17 protein-coding genes are annotated in these 18,554 nt (G+C 69.9%); 11 read left to right on the top strand and 6 right to left on the bottom strand.

Annotation, left to right across the window (positions count from 1 at the left end):
* The first annotated feature begins 12 nt into the window (after positions 1-12).
* Positions 13-309: a DUF167 domain-containing protein gene (locus Tther_RS02820; RefSeq protein WP_143900678.1), complete on the top strand. Its 297-nt coding sequence runs from the start codon at positions 13-15 to the stop codon at positions 307-309.
* Here the strand turns inward: Tther_RS02820 and Tther_RS02815 are convergent.
* Complete coding sequence (locus Tther_RS02815) at positions 243-920, bottom strand: TetR/AcrR family transcriptional regulator (RefSeq protein ID WP_143900676.1); 678 nt, start codon at positions 918-920, stop codon at positions 243-245. The two genes, Tther_RS02820 and Tther_RS02815, sit on opposite strands and share 67 nt — an antisense overlap.
* A 71-nt stretch (positions 921-991) precedes the next feature.
* On the opposite strand from Tther_RS02815, the gene Tther_RS02810 reads away from it, so the two are divergent.
* Together Tther_RS02810 and Tther_RS02805 are read left to right on the top strand one after the other, a co-directional pair.
* Complete coding sequence (locus tag Tther_RS02810) at positions 992-2,077, top strand: efflux RND transporter periplasmic adaptor subunit (protein ID WP_143900674.1); 1,086 nt, start codon at positions 992-994, stop codon at positions 2,075-2,077.
* Positions 2,074-5,136: an efflux RND transporter permease subunit gene (locus Tther_RS02805; protein WP_143900672.1), complete on the top strand. Its 3,063-nt coding sequence runs from the start codon at positions 2,074-2,076 to the stop codon at positions 5,134-5,136. Before Tther_RS02810 ends, Tther_RS02805 begins: the two co-directional genes overlap by 4 nt.
* Positions 5,137-5,193: 57 nt before the next feature.
* On the opposite strand, the gene coaBC is transcribed toward Tther_RS02805, so the two are convergent.
* Positions 5,194-6,420 (bottom strand): bifunctional phosphopantothenoylcysteine decarboxylase/phosphopantothenate--cysteine ligase CoaBC, encoded by a 1,227-nt coding sequence (gene coaBC, locus Tther_RS02800; protein WP_143900670.1) that lies wholly within the window; start codon positions 6,418-6,420, stop codon positions 5,194-5,196.
* 101 nt (positions 6,421-6,521) lie between these two features.
* Here coaBC and Tther_RS02795 point away from each other — a divergent pair, with 101 nt between their 5' ends.
* Genes Tther_RS02795 through ftsB form a run of 5 tightly spaced genes read left to right on the top strand, consistent with a single transcriptional unit; the run spans position 6,522 to position 11,032 of the window.
* Positions 6,522-8,165 carry a CTP synthase gene (locus Tther_RS02795; protein WP_143900668.1) on the top strand — a complete coding sequence of 548 codons (1,644 nt, stop codon included), beginning with the start codon at positions 6,522-6,524 and terminating at the stop codon, positions 8,163-8,165.
* The gene (gene kdsA / locus Tther_RS02790) at positions 8,162-9,019 is read left to right on the top strand and encodes a 3-deoxy-8-phosphooctulonate synthase (RefSeq protein WP_143900666.1); all 858 of its coding nucleotides are present in this window, start codon (positions 8,162-8,164) and stop codon (positions 9,017-9,019) included. Before Tther_RS02795 ends, kdsA begins: the two co-directional genes overlap by 4 nt.
* Positions 9,020-9,055: 36 nt before the next feature.
* Positions 9,056-9,352: a DUF1330 domain-containing protein gene (locus tag Tther_RS02785; RefSeq protein WP_143900664.1), complete on the top strand. Its 297-nt coding sequence runs from the start codon at positions 9,056-9,058 to the stop codon at positions 9,350-9,352.
* Between the two features lie 57 nt (positions 9,353-9,409).
* On the top strand, positions 9,410-10,693 hold the full coding sequence (eno, locus tag Tther_RS02780; protein ID WP_143900662.1) for a phosphopyruvate hydratase: 1,284 nt from the start codon (positions 9,410-9,412) through the stop codon (positions 10,691-10,693).
* A 9-nt stretch (positions 10,694-10,702) separates the two neighbouring features.
* Entirely contained in the window at positions 10,703-11,032 is a 330-nt protein-coding gene (gene ftsB, locus Tther_RS02775) for a cell division protein FtsB (RefSeq protein ID WP_143900660.1), read from the top strand.
* A 70-nt stretch (positions 11,033-11,102) separates the two neighbouring features.
* Here ftsB and hslO read toward each other — a convergent pair whose 3' ends face one another.
* Positions 11,103-12,086 (bottom strand): Hsp33 family molecular chaperone HslO, encoded by a 984-nt coding sequence (hslO, locus tag Tther_RS02770; protein ID WP_143900658.1) that lies wholly within the window; start codon positions 12,084-12,086, stop codon positions 11,103-11,105.
* Between the two features lie 10 nt (positions 12,087-12,096).
* Positions 12,097-12,621, bottom strand: coding sequence for a gamma carbonic anhydrase family protein (locus Tther_RS02765; RefSeq protein WP_143900656.1), 525 nt, complete (start codon positions 12,619-12,621; stop codon positions 12,097-12,099).
* 16 nt (positions 12,622-12,637) lie between these two features.
* Here Tther_RS02765 and Tther_RS02760 point away from each other — a divergent pair, with 16 nt between their 5' ends.
* The gene (locus tag Tther_RS02760) at positions 12,638-13,531 is read left to right on the top strand and encodes a ferritin-like domain-containing protein (protein WP_143900654.1); all 894 of its coding nucleotides are present in this window, start codon (positions 12,638-12,640) and stop codon (positions 13,529-13,531) included.
* On the opposite strand, the gene Tther_RS02755 is transcribed toward Tther_RS02760, so the two are convergent.
* Both Tther_RS02755 and xerD read right to left on the bottom strand, forming a co-directional pair.
* Positions 13,507-14,613: a methyl-accepting chemotaxis protein gene (locus Tther_RS02755; protein WP_143900652.1), complete on the bottom strand. Its 1,107-nt coding sequence runs from the start codon at positions 14,611-14,613 to the stop codon at positions 13,507-13,509. The genes Tther_RS02760 and Tther_RS02755 overlap by 25 nt on opposite strands.
* Before the next feature lie 378 nt (positions 14,614-14,991).
* Entirely contained in the window at positions 14,992-15,906 is a 915-nt protein-coding gene (gene xerD, locus Tther_RS02750; RefSeq protein ID WP_425472796.1) for a site-specific tyrosine recombinase XerD, read from the bottom strand.
* A gap of 6 nt (positions 15,907-15,912) precedes the next feature.
* On the opposite strand from xerD, the gene gloB reads away from it, so the two are divergent.
* Together gloB and Tther_RS02740 are read left to right on the top strand one after the other, a co-directional pair.
* Positions 15,913-16,713, top strand: a complete 801-nt coding sequence (gloB, locus tag Tther_RS02745) for a hydroxyacylglutathione hydrolase (RefSeq protein ID WP_246098881.1) — start codon at positions 15,913-15,915, stop codon at positions 16,711-16,713.
* A complete protein-coding gene (locus Tther_RS02740) occupies positions 16,710-18,341 on the top strand; it encodes a transglycosylase SLT domain-containing protein (RefSeq protein WP_143900650.1) in 1,632 nt (543 codons plus the stop codon). The genes gloB and Tther_RS02740 overlap by 4 nt, the downstream gene beginning before the upstream one ends.
* Positions 18,342-18,554 lie beyond the last annotated feature (213 nt).

Raw genomic sequence — 18,554 nt, 5'->3', positions numbered from 1 at the left:
GATCCCGTCACCATGGCCACGCTCGTCCTGTACTGCCAACCGGGTGCCCGCCACACGCGGGTGGCGGGCTTGCACGATGGCAAGCCCAAGGTGCAATTGCAAGCCCCACCCGTCGATGGCGCCGCCAACGAGGCGTTGATCGCCTTCGTCGCGCAGCGCTGCGGGGTGGCGCGTTCGCGCGTGCGCATCGTGCAAGGGCACACCAGTCGCCTCAAGCGGCTCGAAGTCGACGGTGTGGACGATCAGACGGCGCGCGCCGCGTTGCTGGGGGCCCCGGCTGCCCCCGAAGCTTCGGACCCCAGCGCATAGCGGTGCCAGAACACTTCCACCACGCGCGTGGCGTGCGCGCGGCGCACCGCCAGGCGCTGTCGCGCCAGCGGCACGCGGTAGAGCGAGCGCACCAGGTCCAGCCCCACCGCCATGCCCAGCAGCAGCTCGGCAGCCTGCTCCACGTCCTCGCAACGCAGATGGCCTGCCACCTGGGCACCCTGTAAAAACTGCACCAGCATCGAATGCGCCCGCGCCGGTCCCTGGCGCCAGATGCGGGCAACGTCCAAGCCGGCGCGCGGCAGCTCCCCCAGCGCCTGGATGTAGCGCCGGTGGTCGGGCCCGCACAGCAGTCCCGCCAGATCGACGACGAACGCCTCCAGCTGCGCGCGCACATCGGCCGACGTTGCCGCCGGCCGCAGCAGCGCCCGGAACACCCGCGACGCATCCAGCGCCACCACCGCTTCCAGCAGCGCCTGCCGGTTGGGGTAGCGGCGGTAGAGCGTCACCTTGGACACGCCGGCCGCCTGGGCGACACGCTCCATGGTGAGCGCCTGCGGCCCCTCGTGCTTGAGCAGGCGGCGCGCCGCGCGCAGGATGGCCTGGTCTTTGCCGCGGTCGATGGGGCGCCCCCGGTGGGTGGATGCGGTCATGGCGCTGCAGGGTTGCCGACGATACTGTACGATCGCGTTCAATTATGACCATATTCGGGAGATTGCGCACCATGCCTGAAACGCCGAGCCGAACCATCGCTGCCCACGCCCCGCTGTGGGCCACGCTGGCGCTGTGCGCCGCGCTTGCCGGCTGCCAGCGCGGTGCCCCGCCTGCCGCAGCGGACGCACCGCCGTTGGTGCGCACCGCGGCGGTGGAGCCCGCCGGTGGCGCGGCACAGGGCTTGTCTGGCACGGTGCGGGCACACGTGGAGGCGCCGCTGGCGTTTCAGGTGGGCGGGCGCATCATCGCGCGGCGGGTGGACGCGGGGCAAACGGTCAGCGCCGGGCAGGTGCTGTTCGAGCTGGACCCGGCCGATCTGGAGCAGGCGGTGCGCGCGGCGCAAGCCGACGCCGAGGCGGCCGAGACGGCGCTGCGCACGGCGCAAAGCGAGCTGGCGCGCGTGCGCGAACTGCAGGCGCGCGCCTTCGTCAGTGCGCAGGCGCTGGAGCGCGCAGAACTTGCGCTGCGCGAAGCGCAAAGCCGGCGCGACGCCGCCAGCGCGCGCCTGACCCAGGCCCGCAACGCGCGCGGCTATGCGGTGCTGCGCAGCCCCGCGGCCGGGGTGCTGATCGACGTCACCGGCCAGCCCGGCCAGGTGGTGGCCGCCGGGCAGGCCGTGGCGGTGCTGGCCCAGCAGGGCGCGCGCGAGGTGGAGGTGCATTTTCCCGATGGCGTGACCCCACCCGCCGAGGGCGAAGCCCTGCTGCCCGACGGCCAGCGCCGCGCGCTGCGCCTGCGCGAGGCTGCGCCCGCCGTCGATCCCCTGGGCCGCACGCGGCGCGCCCGCTACACGGTCGCGGAGCTGCCGCCCACGGTGGCGCTGGGCAGCGTGGTCGCCACCCGTTTTGCCCTGCCGGGCGCAGCCGCGGGCGAAGCGCTGTGGCGTGTGCCCGTGGGGGCGCTGGACGAACGCGGCCAAGGCCCGCGCGTGTGGCGCTTGCGCGATGGCCGGCTGGACCCGGTGGCGGTGCAGGTCCGCGCCGTGGACGACCGACAGGCCACGGTGGCTGGGCCGCTGCAGGCCGGTGAGCGCGTGGTCGCCCTGGGCACCCACCTGCTGCACGATGGGATGACGGTGCGGGAGCTGGCCCGATGAGTCTGCCCAACCTGTCCGCGCTGGCGGTGCGCGAGCGTGCCGTCACCCTGTTTTTGTTGATCCTGTCCATTTTGGCGGGGCTGTACGCGTTTGCGTCGCTGGGGCGCGCCGAAGACCCGGCCTTTACCGTGCGCGTCATGCAGGTCAACGTCGCCTGGCCGGGTGCCTCGCCCGAGCAGTTGCAGCAACAGGTGGTGGACCGGCTGGAAAAGCGCATCCAGGAGGTCGAATACCTCTACCGCATCGAAACCACGGTGCGCCCCGGCCAGGCCACGCTGCAGGTGGAGTTTCACGACTACACCCCACAGGCCAAGGTGCGCGAGCTGTTCTACCAGGTGCGCAAGCGCATGTGGGACGCGCAGCGCGAGATGCCGCCGGGCGTCATCGGCCCCATCGCCAACGACGATTTTGCCGACGTGTATTTCAGCCTCTTGGCGCTGACCGCCCCTGGCCTGCCCATGGCGGATCTGGCGCGCGAGGCCGACCGCCTGCGCGACCAACTGCAGCGCATCGAGGGTGTGCACAAGGCCGTCATCATTGGCGAGCGCACCGAGCGCATGTACGTGGAGTTCGACAGCGCGCGGCTGGTCAACGTGGGGGTGTCGCCGCAGGCCATCTTCGAGGCCATCGACGCCAGCAACCGGCTGGTGCCCACCGGCCGGCTGGAAACCGACGGCCCGCGCCTGTACATTCGGCTCGACGCCGACCTGAGCGACCCGCAGGCGCTCGCCGGCGTGCCCATCCGCGCTGGCAACAAGGTCGTGCGCCTGGGCGACATCGCCACCATCCGCCGCGGCTACGAGGATCCGCCCTCGTACCTGGTGCGCGCGCGCGGGCAGGACGCGGTGCTCATTGGCGTGGTGATGAACGCCGGTGAGAATGGCCTGGCGCTGGGCCAACGGCTGGAAGCCTACCTGCAGGCCGAAAAGGCCGAACTCCCCCTGGGCATGACGCTCACCCAACTGACCAACCAGGCCGATGCGATCCGCAAAGCGGTCGATCTGTTTCAGCTCAAGTTCCTGGTCGCCGTGCTGGTGGTCATGGGCGTGAGCATGGTCGCCATCGGGGTGCGCGCCGGGCTCATCGTCGGCATCGCGGTGCCGGTCACCCTGGGCATCAGCTTTCTCGTCATGAAGCTCATGGGCATCAACCTCGACCGCATCACGCTCGGGGCGCTCATCATCTCGCTGGGCCTGCTGGTGGACGACGCCATCATCTCGGTGGAGATGATGCTGGTCAAAATCGCAGAAGGCTGGGACCGGGTGCGCGCCGCGGCGCACGCCTGGAACGTGACCGCCGCGCCGATGCTGTTTGGCACGCTGGTCACCGTCGCGGGCTTTTTGCCGATTGGCTTTGCCCGCTCCGGCGTGGGCGAGTACGCTGGCAACATCTTCTGGGTGCTGGGCATTGCGCTGCTGGTGTCGTGGCTGGTGGCGGTGGTGTTTGCGCCCTATCTGGGCGTCAAGATGCTGCGCGACGCCCCCAGGGGGACGCACCACGGCCACGATGTGCTCTACCAAACCCCGCTGTACCGCCGCCTGCGCGCCGTGATCGCCTGGTGCGTGATCCACCGCAAAAGCGTGGTCGCGGGCACGGTGGGCCTGCTGGTGTTGTCGGCCGTGGGCATGGCCACGGTGGTGCAAAAGCAGTTTTTTCCCAGCTCGGACCGTACCGAGGTGCTGGTAAGCGTCTACCTGCCGCAGGGCACGGCCATTGGCGTGACCGACCAGACGGTGCGCCAGCTGGAGGCGATCCTCGCCCCCATGCCCGAGGTCAAAACCCTGTCGTCCTACGTCGGAGCCGGTGCGCCGCGGTTTTTCATTTCCGCCAACCCCGAGCCACCCAACACCGCCTTTGGCAAGATCATCGCGCTGGCGCATGACGAAGCGGCGCGCGACCGCGTCATCGCCACGTTGGAGGAACACATCCGCAAGGGCGAATTCCCGCAGGCGCGCATCCGGGTGGCACGGTTGCTCTACGGCCCGCCTGTGGCGTGGCCGGTGCAATTCCGCGTCTTTGGCCCTGACCCCGTTCAGGTGCGCGCGATTGCCCACCGGGTGCGCGAGGTGATGGCCGCCAACCCGCATGTGGTCGATCCGCACCTGGAATGGGACGAGCGCGCGCCCGTGCTGCACCTGCGCGCCGACGCCGAGCGGCTGCGCCTCATGGGGCTGACGCCGCAGGATGTGGCGCAGCAGCTGCAATTCCTGCTCGACGGCGTGCCCGTCACCCAACTGCGGCGCGACACCCGCAGCGTCGAGCTGATCGCGCGCGGGGCGGTGGGCGGGCAGCGGCTGGACGTGCAGTCGCTGGCGGGGCTGGAGCTGCTCAACCGCGATGGCCGCAAGCTGCCGGTGTCGCAACTGGGCACACTCGAGGTGCGCTATGAGGAGCCGGTGATCAAGCGCTACAACCGCGAGCCGTTCGTTGCCGTGCAGTCCGAGGTGCGCGGCGCCCAACCCAACGATGTGACCAACGCGGTGTGGAAGGCGCTCGAGGCCGTGCGCGCCGACTTGCCTCCGGGCTACCGCGTGGCCATCGGCGGCTCGGTGGAGCAATCGGGCAAGGCCGACGCCTCGATCCAGAAGCTGCAGCCGGTGATGGTGGCGGCAATGCTCATCTTCATCATGCTGCAAATGCGCTCGTTCGCCGGCACCTTCATGGTGGTGGCCACGGCGCCGCTGGGCCTCATCGGCGCGGTGATCGCGCTGCTGGTGTTCCGGCAGCCGTTTGGCTTCGTCGCGCTGCTGGGGCTGACCGGGCTGGCGGGCATCCTGATGCGCAACACGCTGATCCTGACCCAGCAGGTGAGCGACAACTTCGAAGCGGGCATGCCCGCGTTTGAGGGCGTGGTCGAAGCCGCGGTGCAACGCGCGCGCCCGGTGGTGCTGACGGCGCTGGCGGCGGTGCTGGCCTTCGTGCCGCTGACGCAGGACAGCTTCTGGGGTCCGCTGGCCTACGTGCTGATTGGCGGGGTGGCGGTGGGCACGCTGATCACGCTGCTGTTCGTGCCGGCGCTCTATGCGCTGTGGTTCCGCATCCGACCGGCGGCGGGTTGACGCCGCGACAACCGGCCCCCGCGGCGGCGGCCCCCGACCTGGGTCGGGGGCGCGCCTTCAGTGCGCGTGTTCGGCGCGCAGCCGGCGCGCGATCTCGGCCACGAGCTGGCGCGCCAGCGTGATCTTCGGCGCCGGCGGAAATTCCACCACCTCGTGCTCGTCCACCAGCAGCAGGGCGTTGTCGTCGCGGCCGAAGGTGGCCGGGCCGATGTTGCCGACCAGCAGCGGCACACCCTTGCGCGCGCGCTTGGCCTGCGCGTGCGCGAGCAGATCGTGGCTCTCGGCGGCAAAGCCGACGCAGTAGAGCTCGCCGCGGCGCGCGCGCGGCAGCCCTGCCACGGTGGCCAGGATGTCGGGGTTTTCGACGAAGGCAAGCGGTGGCGGCTGACCCGAGCCGTCCTTTTTGAGCTTGTGCGCCGCCGCCTGTGCCGGGCGCCAGTCGGCCACGGCGGCCGCCGCCACGAACACCGTCGCACGCTCGACTTCGGCCATCACCGCAGCGTGCATTTGCAGCGCCGACTGCACATCCACCCGCCGCACCCCACGCGGGGTGCGCAGCGCCACCGGCCCGGCCACCAGCGTGACGTCGGCGCCCGCCTCGTGCGCCGCGCGGGCGATGGCAAAGCCCATTTTGCCGCTGCTGTGGTTGGTGATGCCGCGCACGGGGTCGATGGCCTCGAAGGTCGGCCCCGCCGTCACCAGCACGCGCTGGCCGGCCAGCACCTTGGGCTGCAAATGGGCCACCAGCTCTTCCAGGATGTCCTGCGGCTCCAGCATGCGGCCATCGCCCACTTCGCCGCAGGCCTGTTCGCCCTGGCCGACGTCCAACACCACAGCGCCGTCGGCGCGCACCTGCGCCACGTTGCGCTGCGTGGCGGGGTGGGCCCACATCTCGCGGTTCATGGCCGGGGCCAGCAGCAGCGACGTGCGCCCCAGCGGCCGGGCCAGGCACAGCAGCGTCAAAATCTCCGCGGCGCGGCCCTGGGCCAGTTGGGCGATCACATCGGCGCTGGCCGGGGCGATGACGATGGCGTCCGCCGCCCGCCCCAGGTTGATGTGCGCCATGGCGTTGGGGGCGCGCAGGTCCCACTGGGTGGTGACCACCGGCTCGCCGCTGAGCGCCTGCATCGTCACCGGGGTGATGAACTGACAGGCCGCCTCGGTCATGACCACCTGCACGCGCGCGCCCGCTTGCACCAGCAGCCGGCACAGCTGCGCCGACTTGTAGCAGGCGATGCCGCCGGACAGCCCCAGTACGATGTGCTTGCCGTCGAGTTCCTTCATGCGCACGCACTATATACCCGCCGCGCCCAGGCCCGTCGGCGGGCGCGGCTTTTATAATCGGCCTTTCCACCGACGGGCCGGTACGCGGTCCGCCCTACGTCATGACCAAATACGTGTTTGTCACTGGCGGCGTGGTGTCGTCCCTGGGCAAGGGGATCGCGTCCGCGTCGCTGGCCGCGTTGCTCGAATCGCGCGGTCTGCAGGTCACGCTCATCAAGCTCGACCCCTATCTCAACGTCGATCCGGGTACCATGAGCCCGTTCCAGCACGGCGAGGTGTTCGTCACCGACGACGGTGCCGAGACCGACCTGGACCTGGGCCACTACGAGCGCTTCATCACCACCCGGATGAAGCGGGCCAACAACTTCACCACCGGGCAGATCTACAAGTCCGTGCTCGAGAAAGAGCGCCGCGGCGACTACCTGGGCAAGACGGTGCAGGTCATCCCGCACGTCACCAACGAGATCCAGACCTTCATCCAACGCGGCGCCGAAGGCATGGACGTGGCCATCGTCGAAATCGGCGGCACCGTCGGGGATATCGAGTCGCTGCCGTTCCTGGAAGCGGTGCGCCAGATGAGCCTGCGCCTGGGCCCCAACCACGCGGCCTTCGTGCACCTGACCTACGTGCCGTGGATCGCGGCTGCCGGCGAGCTCAAGACCAAGCCAACCCAGCACACGGTGCAAAAGCTGCGCGAAATCGGCATCCAGCCCGATGCGCTGCTGTGCCGCGCCGACCGCGCCATCCCCGCCGACGAGCGGGAAAAGATCAGCCTGTTCACCAACGTCCCGCTGTGGGGCGTCATCTCCATGCCCGACGTGGACACCATCTACAAGGTGCCGCGCGTGCTGCACGAGCAGGGACTCGACGGCCTGATCTGCGACAAGCTGCGCCTGCACACGCCACCGGCCAACCTCAAGCGCTGGGACGACCTGGTCTACGAGGTCGAGCATCCGCAGGGCGAGGTGCGCATCGCCATGGTGGGCAAGTACGTGGACCTGTCGGACAGCTACAAGTCGCTCAACGAGGCGCTGCGGCACGCTGGGCTGAAGAACCACGTGCGCGTGGCCATCGATTACATCGACTCCGAAACGCTCGAAGACGACAACGTCGCCGAGCGCTTGCGCGGCTACGACGCCATCCTGGTGCCGGGTGGCTTTGGCAAGCGTGGCGTGGAAGGCAAGATCCGCGCCGCCCGCTACGCGCGCGAACACCGCGTCCCCTACCTGGGCATTTGCCTGGGCATGCAGGTGGCCACGATCGAGTTCGCCCGCCACGTCGCGGGGCTGGAGGGCGCCAACTCCACCGAGTTCGACCCGCACACCCCGCACCCGGTGATTGCGCTGATCGACGAATGGCTGGACGCCGACGGTACGCTGCAAAAGCGCGACGCCAACACCGAACTGGGCGGCACCATGCGCCTGGGCGCGCAAAGCGCGGACGTGCTGCCGGGCACGCTGGCCTACCGCATCTACGGCCCGGTGGTCACCGAACGCCACCGCCACCGTTACGAGGCCAATACCCAATACCTGGACCGCCTGCGCGCGGCGGGTCTGGTGATTTCGGCGCTGACCCAGCGCGAGCAACTCACCGAGATCATCGAATTGCCGCAGGACGTGCACCCGTGGTTCATGGGTGTGCAGTTCCACCCCGAGTTCAAATCCACGCCGTGGGAAGGCCACCCGCTGTTCAACGCTTACATCGCGGCGGCGCTGGAACACCAGCGGCAGGAGGCGCAGGCATGAAGTTGTGCGGCTTCGACGTCGGCTTGCACCGGCCGTTTTTTCTGATCGCCGGCCCGTGCGTGGTGGAGAGCGAAGCGCTGCAAATGGACGTCGCCGGTCGGCTCAAGGAAATCACCACCGAGCTGGGCATTCCCTTCATCTTCAAGAGCAGCTACGACAAGGCCAACCGCTCCAGCGGTGCGTCGTTTCGCGGCCCCGGCATGGCCAAGGGTCTGGAGATCCTGGCCAAGGTGCGGCGCGACATCGGCGTGCCGGTGCTGACCGACGTGCACACCGAGGCCGAGGTGCCCGAGGTCGCCGCCGTGGTGGATGTGCTGCAGACGCCCGCCTTTTTGTGCCGCCAAACCGACTTCATCCGCGCCGTGGCGCAGTCGGGCAAGCCGGTCAACATCAAAAAAGGGCAGTTCCTGGCGCCGCAGGACATGAAAAACGTCATCGACAAGGCCCGTGCCGCCGCGCGCGAAAAGGGCTTGCCCGAGGACAACTTTTTGGCCTGCGAGCGCGGCGTGAGCTTTGGCTACCACAACCTGGTGTCGGACATGCGCAGCCTGGTGATCATGCGCGAGACCGGCGCCCCTGTGGTGTTCGACGCCACCCACAGCGTGCAGCTGCCGGGCGGTCAGGGCAGCAGCTCCGGCGGGCAGCGCGAGTTCGTGCCCCCGCTGGCGCGTGCCGCCGTCGCCGTCGGCGTGGCGGGTCTGTTCATGGAAACCCACCCTGACCCCGCGCGGGCGCTTTCCGACGGTCCCAACGCCGTGCCGCTCAAGCACATGCGCGCCCTGCTCGAAACCCTGCTGGCGCTCGACCAGGTAACCAAACGGCAAGGGTTTTTGGAAACCGACTTCGCCACGTAATCGCCACCCCAAGCGCCCCAACGCCCCCCAACCACCATGCCCTGCGCCTACATCATCGCCTCGGTCACCGTGACCAACCCGCAGCAGTACGAGGAATACAAGCGTTGGTCCACTGCGGCCATCCAGGCCCACGGCGCCGAGGTGTTGGTGCGCGGCGGCCGCGTCGAGGTGCTCGAAGGCGACTGGAACCCGGGTCGCACCGTGGTGCTGAAGTTTCCCTCGCTCGAGGCCGCGCGCGCCTTTCACGATTCGCCCGAATACCGCCGTGCCCGCGCTGCGCGCGAGGGCGCGGCCATCATGCGCATGGTCGCGGTCGAAGGCGTCGGGGACTGATGCCACACCGCCCGCCAACGTTTTTACCATCCCCACGATCCACAAGGAACCCCACGCATGAGCGCCATCGTTGATATCGTCGGCCGCGAGATTCTGGACAGCCGCGGCAACCCCACCGTCGAATGCGACGTGCTGCTGGAGTCGGGCGTCATGGGCCGCGCCGCCGTGCCCTCGGGCGCCTCCACCGGCAGCCGCGAGGCCATCGAGCTGCGCGACGGCGACCCCGCCCGCTACCTGGGCAAGGGGGTGCTCAAGGCCGTGGAGCACATCAACACCGAAATCAGCGAAGCCGTGCTCGGCCTCGACGCCTCGGAGCAGGCGTTCCTGGACCGCACGCTCATCGAGCTCGACGGCACCGACAACAAATCGCGCCTGGGCGCCAACGCCATGCTGGCCGTCAGCATGGCGGTGGCGCGCGCCGCGGCCGAAGAATCCGGCCTGCCGCTGTACCGCTACTTTGGGGGCAGCGCTGCCACCACCCTGCCCGTGCCGATGATGAACGTCATCAACGGCGGCGCGCACGCCAACAACAACCTGGACCTGCAGGAGTTCATGATCCTGCCGGTGGGCGCGCCTTCTTTGCGCGAGGCGATCCGCTGGGGCGCCGAGGTGTTTCACGCGCTCAAAAAAATCATCCACGACCGTGGCATGAGCACGGCCGTCGGTGACGAAGGCGGTTTTGCCCCCAGCGTGGCCAACCACGAAGCGGCGATTCAGCTCATCCTCGAAGCCATCGACAAGGCTGGCTACACCCCCGGCAGCCAAATCGCGTTGGGGCTGGACTGCGCCTCGAGCGAGTTTTTCCGCGACGGCAAATACCACCTCAGCGGCGAGGGGCTGGTGCTGGACGCATCAGAGTGGACCCACATCCTGGCCACCTGGTGCGACAAATACCCCATCATCAGCATCGAAGACGGCATGGCCGAGGGCGACTGGGACGGCTGGGCGCTGTTGACCGAGCGCCTGGGCCGCAAGGTGCAGCTCGTCGGCGACGACCTGTTCGTCACCAACACCAAGATCCTCAAGGAAGGCATCCAAAAGGGCATCGCCAACTCGATCCTCATCAAGATCAACCAAATCGGCACCCTGACCGAGACCTTCGCCGCGATCGAGATGGCCAAGCGCGCCGGCTACACGGCGGTCATCAGCCACCGCTCGGGCGAGACCGAGGACAGCACCATCGCCGACATCGCGGTGGGCACCAACGCCGGGCAAATCAAAACCGGCTCGATGAGCCGCAGCGACCGCATGGCCAAGTACAACCAGCTGCTGCGCATCGAAGAAGACCTGGGCGATGTCGCCGTGTACCCGGGTCGCGACGCGTTCTACAACCTGCGCTGAGGACCCACCATGGGCGGGCGCTGGGTCACGGCCGTGCTGCTGGTGCTGCTGGCCGTGGTCCACGCGCAACTCTGGTGGGGCTGGGGCAACGTGTCGCAGGTCGAGGCCCTGCGGCGCGAACTCGCCGCCCAGGAACAGGCCAACGAGGCCGCGCGGCTGCGCAACGAGCGCTTGGCCGCCGAGGTGCGGGACCTGCGCGAAGGGGTCGAAACCGTCGAAGAAATCGCCCGCCAGGAATTGGGCATGGTCAAGCCCAACGAAATCTTCGTGCAAATCCAGTCGCCGGCCACCGCTGCGTCGCCCGCGGTCCGCAGCGCCGGCGAGCAGCCGTCCCGGTGACGGCGGGGCACCAGCCGGCGGCCGCACGTTGTGGCCGAACACGCCGCCGTGCACCGCGCGCCGCGCGGCCTTACTGCATGCGCGGCGACGTGGGCGGCTGCTGGTCTTGTGCCAAGAACAGCTGGGCCGCGTCCACCGCATCGAAGCGGTAGTGCTGGCCGCAGAAATCGCATGCCACGTCGATATCGCCTTGTTCGGCCAGGATCGCCTCGACCTCGTCCACGCCCAGTGCGCGCAGCATGCCGCCCACGCGCTCGCGCGAGCAGGTGCAGGCAAAGTGCGGGTGCGCCTGCTGCGGGCTGGACGGCGGCAGCCGCAGCAGCCCTTCCTGCCAAAACAGGCGGTGCAAGATGGTGTCGGCGTCCAGCGTCAGCAGCTCCTGCCGCGTCAGGCTGGACGCCAGCGTGGCGATGCGGTGAAAGTCCTCGTTGGCACCCAGCGCATCGGCGTCGTCGGCGACTGCCGCCGTGCCGGACAGGTTGCCCTCGCCCGTCGCGGGCATGCGCTGAATCAACAGCCCCGCCGCCACCGACGCATTGGCCGCCAGCACCAAGCGCGTGTCGAGCTGCTCGCTTTGCCGCATGTAGTGGCCAATGACGTCGCTGAGCGCTTCCAGCGGCCGCCCACGGGCATCCACCAGCGGCACCACGCCCTGGTAGGCCTTTTGCCCCGGCTGGCGTTCGCGCGGGTCCAAGGTGATCGCGCAGCGCCCCTGTCCCAGCACATTGACCAGATGCGACAGCGCAACGCCCGTGGCCACCTCCCCGCGCACGCTGGCCGTGGCACGAAACGCCATGTCGGGCTGCACCTCGGCCACGGCCACCTTGACGGGCCCATCACCAAAAATCTGCAACACCAGCGCCCCGGCAAACTTGATGTTGCTGTGCAGCAGCACCGCAGCCGCCGTCATCTCGCCCAGCAGCTCGACCACCGCCGACGGGTAGCCACCGGCGCTTTCGCGCCGGCGCAGCAGCTCCTGCCAGCCGTCGGTCAAGCGCACCAGCGCGCCGCGCACGGGCACGCCGTCAAACAAAAATTTGTGCAATTCGGACACGCCCGCCCCTTCAGCCGATGCGCTTGAGGCCGGCCTTGAAGCGGCGCGCGTTTTCGATGTAGTGGCGCGCGCTCCAGCGCAGGCCCTCGATTTGCTCGGGCGTGAGCTGGCGCACCACCTTGGCCGGGCTGCCCAGGATCATGGAGCCGTCCGGAAATGCCTTGCCCTCGGTGACCAGGGCGCCGGCGCCGACCAGACAATGCCGCCCGATGCGCGCGCCGTTGAGCACCACCGCCCCGATGCCGATCAGCGACTCATCCCCGATGGTGCAGCCGTGCAGCATCACCTGGTGCCCCACGGTGACGTGCGCGCCAATGGTCAAGGGGTAGCCAATGTCGGCGTGCAGCACGCTGCCGTCTTGGATGTTGCTGCCACGCCCGACCGTGATCGGGTCGGTGTCCCCGCGCAGCACCGCCCCAAACCAAACGCTGGCGTCTTCGGCCAGGGCGACGCGCCCGATCACCCGGGCGGTGTCGGCCACGAACACCGACGGGTGCACGTCGGGGGCGATGTCATCGAGTTGGTAGATGCTCATTCGTAGAATTGTACGGATGCATCCCACCACGTCCACCCCGCCCCCCGCGGGTCTGCCCGGGGCAGCCGAGGCGCGCGCGCAGGCGCTGCACTGGCTCACGCAAGCCGACCCGCAGGCCAAAGTCAGCGGTGTGCAGGCCCTGTGGCAGCGCGTGCAGGCGGATGCCGCCGCCGGCCGCCCCTGGGTCGATCCGGTGGCGGCCTTGACCCCGCCGCCGCAACGGCCGCTGCCCGGGCGGCCATTGCGCCCCGTCTTGATCGAACCCGGCGCGGTCCCGGCGCGCTCCCCCTTCACGCCGGAGGGGCACGCGGCCCTCGTCCACGCCCTGTGCCACATCGAGTTCAACGCGATCAACCTGGCGCTGGATGCCGTGTGGCGCTTTGCGGGCATGCCCGATGCCTTCTACCGCGATTGGCTGCGCGTGGCGGCGGAGGAAGCGCTGCACTTCTCGCTGCTGCGCGAGCACCTGCGCACGCTGCACGGCCCCGACGGACAGCGCTGGGACTATGGCGACTTCGAGGCGCACGATGGCCTGTGGACCATGTGCGACCGCACGGCCCACGACATCGTGGCGCGCATGGCGCTCGTGCCGCGCACGCTGGAGGCGCGCGGGCTGGACGCCACCCCGCTGATTCAGGCCAAGCTGCGCCGCGCCGGCACGCCCGCGGCCCAGCGGACCTGCGCGATCCTCGACCTCATCTTGCGCGACGAGGTGGGCCACGTGGCCATCGGCAACCGCTGGTACCACTGGCTGTGCGACCAAAGGGGGCTGGAGCCCCTGGCGCACTTTCGCCAATTGGTGCGCCTGCACCGTGCGCCCCGCCCCAAGCCCCCGCTCAACACCGAGGCCCGGCTGCGCGCGGGTTTTAGCGCTGCCGAGCTCGATTACCTGACCCAAACGGTGGCCTGAGCACCGTCCAGCGCCAAGGCGTTGGGCGCAACCGCGGCCGACAGCGCAAAGCCCTGCACCGCCTCGCCCAGGCGCGCCGCCTCCTGCGACAGCGCCGCCGCGGCAGCCGCCGTCTGCTCCACCAGGGCCGCGTTGTGCTGCGTGTCCTGGTCGAGCGCCGCCAAGGTGTGGTTGATGTCCGCCACCGTGGCCGCCTGCCGTTGGCTGGCCCCGTGCATGTGGTCCATGGCCTCGTGCAGGCCCAGCACCTCCTGGCGCAGACGCTCGATCACCTCGCCGGCCAGCCCCACCTGCGACGTGCCCTGGTTGACCGCCTGCACGCTGGCCTCGATGAGGCGCTTGATTTCGCTGGCCGCCTGGGCGCTGCGCTGGGCGAGCTGCCGCACCTCCCCCGCCACCACGGAAAAGCCCCGTCCGGCTTCGCCCGCGCGCGCCGCCTCCACCGCGGCATTGAGCGCCAGGATGTTGGTCTGAAACGCCAGGCTGTCGATCATGCCCGTGATGTCGGCAATGCGTTCGCTGGCGCGCGCCGCCGCCTGAATCGATTGCACCGCCTGCTGCGCTTGCTGGCCGCCCTGCTCGGCCGAGGCGGCCGCGCGGTCGGCTGCCATCAACGCCTGCTGCGCGGCTTCAGCCAACGCCTGCCACTCCTGGGTGGCCTGCTGCATGCGCGCCGCGGTCTGTTGCAGGCTGGTGGCGGTGCGTTCGGTGCGGGCTGACAAATCCTGGTTGCCCGCCGCGATCTCGGCCGCGGCGCCGTGCCCCCGCTGGGCCCCATCGCGCACGCCGCTGACGACACGCGCCAGCCGCGCGCGCATCGTCTCCAGTGCACGCAGCAACGCGCCAAACTCGTCCTGCCGATCGGCCACCAGGGCATGGGACAGATCGCCACGGGCGATTTCGTGCGCGCACTGCACCGAACGCTGCAACGGCTGCCTGCCCCTCCCGGTACACCCGCAACACCGCCGCCAACGCGCTATCGGCCTGCTGCTGCAACGCCAGGATCTGCTCGACCGCGGGGCGGTGCGGCGTCCCTTCGGCCAGTGCCTGGACGCGCTGCTGCCACTGCGCGGCCTGCGCATGTGCCTGCCGCGCCGTGGCGCGCTGCAGTTCCAGGGCCACCGGATCACGCGCGGTGGCGGCCCCGACCTCGGCCAGCAGCCGCGCCTCGCTCAAGGCGGCCCACTGAGCAGCGGCAAACACCCGGTCGGTCTGCTGCGCCACCTGCGCCTGGGCCGCGTGCGTCGAGCGCACCGAGCGCACGATCACCGCAGCCACCACCGTGGCCAGCGTCAGCAGCAGCACCGCCACCCCGACCCAGAGCTTGGTGGCCAGGGGCCAATCGTGGATTCTGCGCATACCCGTCCCAAAAAAGAACGACCGTTCGTTCTAATATGGAAGTGTAACGGGGCTGCCCCGGCGCTGCGCCTCAGGATTTACCCGAAGGGGTGACCCGGCGCTTACGCCGCTGCCCCGCCGCGCGGGTGGTGCCGCGCGTGCAACGCTTTGAGGCGCTCGCGCGCCACGTGGGTGTAGATGGTGGTGGTGGAGATGTCGGCGTGGCCCAGCAGCAGCTGCACCGCGCGCAAATCGGCACCGTGGTTGAGCAAATGGGTGGCAAAGGCGTGGCGCAGCGTGTGCGGCGACAGAGGCGCCGTGATGCCCGCGGCGCGCGCATAGCGCTTGACCAGCATCCAAAACATCACCCGGGTCATGGCGCTGCCGTGGCGCTCGGTCACAAACAGGTCATCCCCGGAGCGGCCCGCCATCAGCACCGGGCGCGCCTCGGCCAGGTAGCGCCGCAACCACTCGGCCGCCACATCGCCAAACGGCACCAGCCGCTCTTTGTCGCCTTTGCCGGTGACGCGCAGCACCTGGTCGGGCAGGCTCACCTCGAACAGCCGCAGCGCCACCAGCTCGCTCACGCGCAGGCCGCTGGCGTACATCAGCTCCAGCATGGCGCGGTCGCGCAGCCCCAACGGCAGCGACACGTCGGGGGCGACCAGCAAGGCCTCGACCTGCGCTTCGGTCAGCGTCTTGGGCACGCGCAGCAGGCGCTTGGCGGACAGCAGCGTCAGCGTCGGGTCGGCCCGCACCAGCCCCTCGCGCAGCGCCCAGCGGTAAAACCGTCGCAGCACCGTCAGGCGCCGGTTGCTGGAGCTGGCCCGGCTGCCCGGCAAGCGGTGCGCCAGGTATGCCTGCACCTCGGCCGCGCCCACCCCGAGCAGCCCCACGCCGGTGCGCCCCAGCCAGGCCCGGAACGCCTGCACGTCGCTGCGGTAAGCCGCCAGCGTGCGCGGCGCCAGCCCATCTTCGAGCCAGAGCGCGTCAAGAAAGCGGTCGACCACGGCGTCATCGCCGGCTATCATCGCCATATGACAATGGTATCGTCCGCGACGGCAGCCGGCCCGCTGACCGTGGAGCCGTTGGGCGCCTTGAGCGACAACTACATCTGGCTGGTGCACGATGGCCGCTGCGCCTGGGTGGTGGACCCTGGTGACGACGCTCCGGTGCGCCGCGCCTTGCAGCAACGGGGGCTGACCCTGCAAGGCATCTGGATCACCCACCACCATGCCGACCACGTCGGCGGCGTGGCGGCTTTGCGCGCCGCCACCGGCTGTCGCGTGGTGGGCCCCGCGGGCGAAGCCCTGCCCGAGCCGGTGGAGCCGGTTGGCGATGGCGATGCGGTGCAGGCACTGGGCCACACCTGGCGCGTGCTGGCGGTGCCGGGGCACACCGCTGGCCACGTGGCCTATGTCAACGAAGCGCCCGCGGGCCCGCGCTGGCTGTTTTGCGGGGATACGCTGTTTTCCGGCGGATGTGGCCGCCTGTTCGAAGGCACGCCTGCGCAGATGCTGGCCTCGCTGGACCGCTTGGCGGCCCTGCCCGACGACACCCGGGTCTGCTGCGCCCACGAGTACACCCTGTCCAACCTGCGCTTTGCGCACGTGGTGGAGCCGGGCAACCCCGATCTGGCCGCCTACACCCAAGCGTGCGAGGCGCGCCGCGCACGCGGCGCGCCCACGCTGCCCAGCACGATCGGCACCGAACGCCGCATCAACCCGTTTTTGCGCTGCCGGGAACCTGCGGTGCGCCAAGCGATCAGGCATCGCAACCCCGCGGCCAACAGCGACGTCGAGATCTTTGCCACGCTGCGCCGCTGGAAGGACGATTTTCGATGACCGCTTGGCGACACCTGACCCTGCTGCTGGGCGCTGCGGTGCTGGCAGGCTGCGCCGCACTGCCCACGCCCGGTGGCCGTGACGATGCCGCGGCCGGCGCCCCCAACGCCCCGGCCTCCTCGGCCCCACCGACCGGCGATGACCCGGCAGCGGCTGCGCTTGCGCGCACGCCTGAGCCACCGTCCACGTCAGCCGCTGCCACGCCGCCCGCGATCGAGCCGGCATCCCTGCCCAGCCTGCGTCCCGTGGCCACCGTCGTCGCCCCCAACGACCTGTGGGAACGCATCGAACGCGGCTTTGCCATGCCCGACCTCGACGACCCGCGGGTGCAGCAGTGGGAGCAGTGGTACGCCAGCCGGCCCGACTACCTGCAGCGCATGGCCGACCGTGCCAGCAAGTACCTGTTCCACATCGTCGAGGAACTGGAGCGCCGTGACCTGCCGCTGGAGCTGGCGCTGCTGCCCTTCATCGAGAGCGCCTTCAACCCGCAAGCCGTCTCGCACGCCAAGGCGGCGGGGATGTGGCAGTTCATGCCGGCCACGGGCAAGCACTTCGACCTCAAGCAAAACGCCTTCCGCGACGACCGACGCGATGTGCTGGCCTCCACACGCGCGGCGCTCGATTACCTGGAGCGCCTGCACCGCATGTTTGGCGACTGGCACCTGGCGCTGGCCGCCTACAACTGGGGCGAGGGCAACGTCCAGCGGGCCATACGCCGCAACGAGGCCGCCGGGCTGGGCACGGGCTACGCCGATTTGCGCATGCCCGACGAAACGCGCCACTACGTGCCCAAACTGTTGGCGGTCAAGCGCCTGGTGCAAATGCGCCAGCAGCCCGGCGTGGCGCTGCCCGTGATCGGCAACCACCCCTTTTTCGACACCGTGCGCATCGACCGCGACATCGACGTGGCGGTGGTGGCGCGTCTGGCCGGGATCAGCGAAGCCGACTTTCGCACCTTGAACCCGTCGCACCACCAACCCGTGATCATGGCCGCCGGCACGCCGGAAATCTTGCTGCCATGGGACAACGCCTTGCTGTTCGCACAGCGGCTGCGCCACTACGACGGCCCTGCCGCCAGTTGGACCGCGTGGCGCGTCCCGCAGGACATGACGGCTGCGCAAGCGGCGCGCCAACTGGGCTGGGACGAGCGCGCGCTGCGGGAGATCAACCGCATCCCGGCGCGCATGCGGCTGCGGGCCGGCTCGACGATCCTGGTGCCGCGGGAAGGCAAGCTCGACCGCGACGTGCCGGAGCACCTGGCCGACAACGCGCAGCTGCTGCTGGCACCTGATCGCCCGCCCACCCGGCGGGTGCGCGTCCAGGCCCGCGCCGGCGACACCCTGGCCACCGTCGCCCGGCGGTATCGCGTGCGCGTGGCCGACGTGGCGGCCTGGAACCAGCTCAGCGCCAACGCGCGGCTCAAAGCCGGTCAGACACTGCACATCGAAGTGCCGCGCGACAAGGCGGCTGCCCCCCGGGCCACGGCATCCCGCGCGGCGGCGCCCCAGGCCAAGGCGGCCCGGACCACCACAGCGGCGCGCAACGCGGCAGCGCGCCCGGTGGCCACCCGCAAACAGCCCCCGGTGCGCACGGCCCAGGCCAAACCCGCTGCAGCGTCCACCCGTTGACGGCCCCGCGCGGCCGTCGAGTCCGCGCGCACGCCCTCCGAGCCACATCCATCCCGTGCGCGGGCCATGGGGGACGTGACAACCAAATAGGGATAGGGGCGGTCAGTATGCCTGACCGAGCCCCTCCCACACCACCCGGCATGCGGGTCCGCACCGGGCGGTTCGAGAAGTTGAGGTCATGAGAGTCGGGGTAGGCCAAGTTGGTCGAAATAA

It is taken from the genome of Tepidimonas thermarum, assembly GCF_007556705.1.
Lineage (GTDB): Bacteria > Pseudomonadota > Gammaproteobacteria > Burkholderiales > Burkholderiaceae_C > Tepidimonas > Tepidimonas thermarum.
Note: the sequence above shows the minus strand (reverse complement) of the source record. Positions and strands in the feature narration are given on the sequence as shown.

Coding starts and splice junctions, on each gene's coding strand:
- Tther_RS02820 (WP_143900678.1), top strand. CDS start 13: ATGGCCACGCTCGTCCTGTACTGCCAACCGGGTGCCCGCCACACGCGG.
- Tther_RS02815 (WP_143900676.1), bottom strand. CDS start 920: ATGACCGCATCCACCCACCGGGGGCGCCCCATCGACCGCGGCAAAGAC.
- Tther_RS02810 (WP_143900674.1), top strand. CDS start 992: ATGCCTGAAACGCCGAGCCGAACCATCGCTGCCCACGCCCCGCTGTGG.
- Tther_RS02805 (WP_143900672.1), top strand. CDS start 2,074: ATGAGTCTGCCCAACCTGTCCGCGCTGGCGGTGCGCGAGCGTGCCGTC.
- coaBC (WP_143900670.1), bottom strand. CDS start 6,420: ATGAAGGAACTCGACGGCAAGCACATCGTACTGGGGCTGTCCGGCGGC.
- Tther_RS02795 (WP_143900668.1), top strand. CDS start 6,522: ATGACCAAATACGTGTTTGTCACTGGCGGCGTGGTGTCGTCCCTGGGC.
- kdsA (WP_143900666.1), top strand. CDS start 8,162: ATGAAGTTGTGCGGCTTCGACGTCGGCTTGCACCGGCCGTTTTTTCTG.
- Tther_RS02785 (WP_143900664.1), top strand. CDS start 9,056: ATGCCCTGCGCCTACATCATCGCCTCGGTCACCGTGACCAACCCGCAG.
- eno (WP_143900662.1), top strand. CDS start 9,410: ATGAGCGCCATCGTTGATATCGTCGGCCGCGAGATTCTGGACAGCCGC.
- ftsB (WP_143900660.1), top strand. CDS start 10,703: ATGGGCGGGCGCTGGGTCACGGCCGTGCTGCTGGTGCTGCTGGCCGTG.
- Tther_RS02765 (WP_143900656.1), bottom strand. CDS start 12,621: ATGAGCATCTACCAACTCGATGACATCGCCCCCGACGTGCACCCGTCG.
- Tther_RS02760 (WP_143900654.1), top strand. CDS start 12,638: ATGCATCCCACCACGTCCACCCCGCCCCCCGCGGGTCTGCCCGGGGCA.
- Tther_RS02755 (WP_143900652.1), bottom strand. CDS start 14,613: ATGCGCAGGCCGCGCAGTGGCAGCAGCGCGTCCAGGCACTGGCCGAAG.
- xerD (WP_425472796.1), bottom strand. CDS start 15,906: ATGGCGATGATAGCCGGCGATGACGCCGTGGTCGACCGCTTTCTTGAC.
- gloB (WP_246098881.1), top strand. CDS start 15,913: ATGGTATCGTCCGCGACGGCAGCCGGCCCGCTGACCGTGGAGCCGTTG.
- Tther_RS02740 (WP_143900650.1), top strand. CDS start 16,710: ATGACCGCTTGGCGACACCTGACCCTGCTGCTGGGCGCTGCGGTGCTG.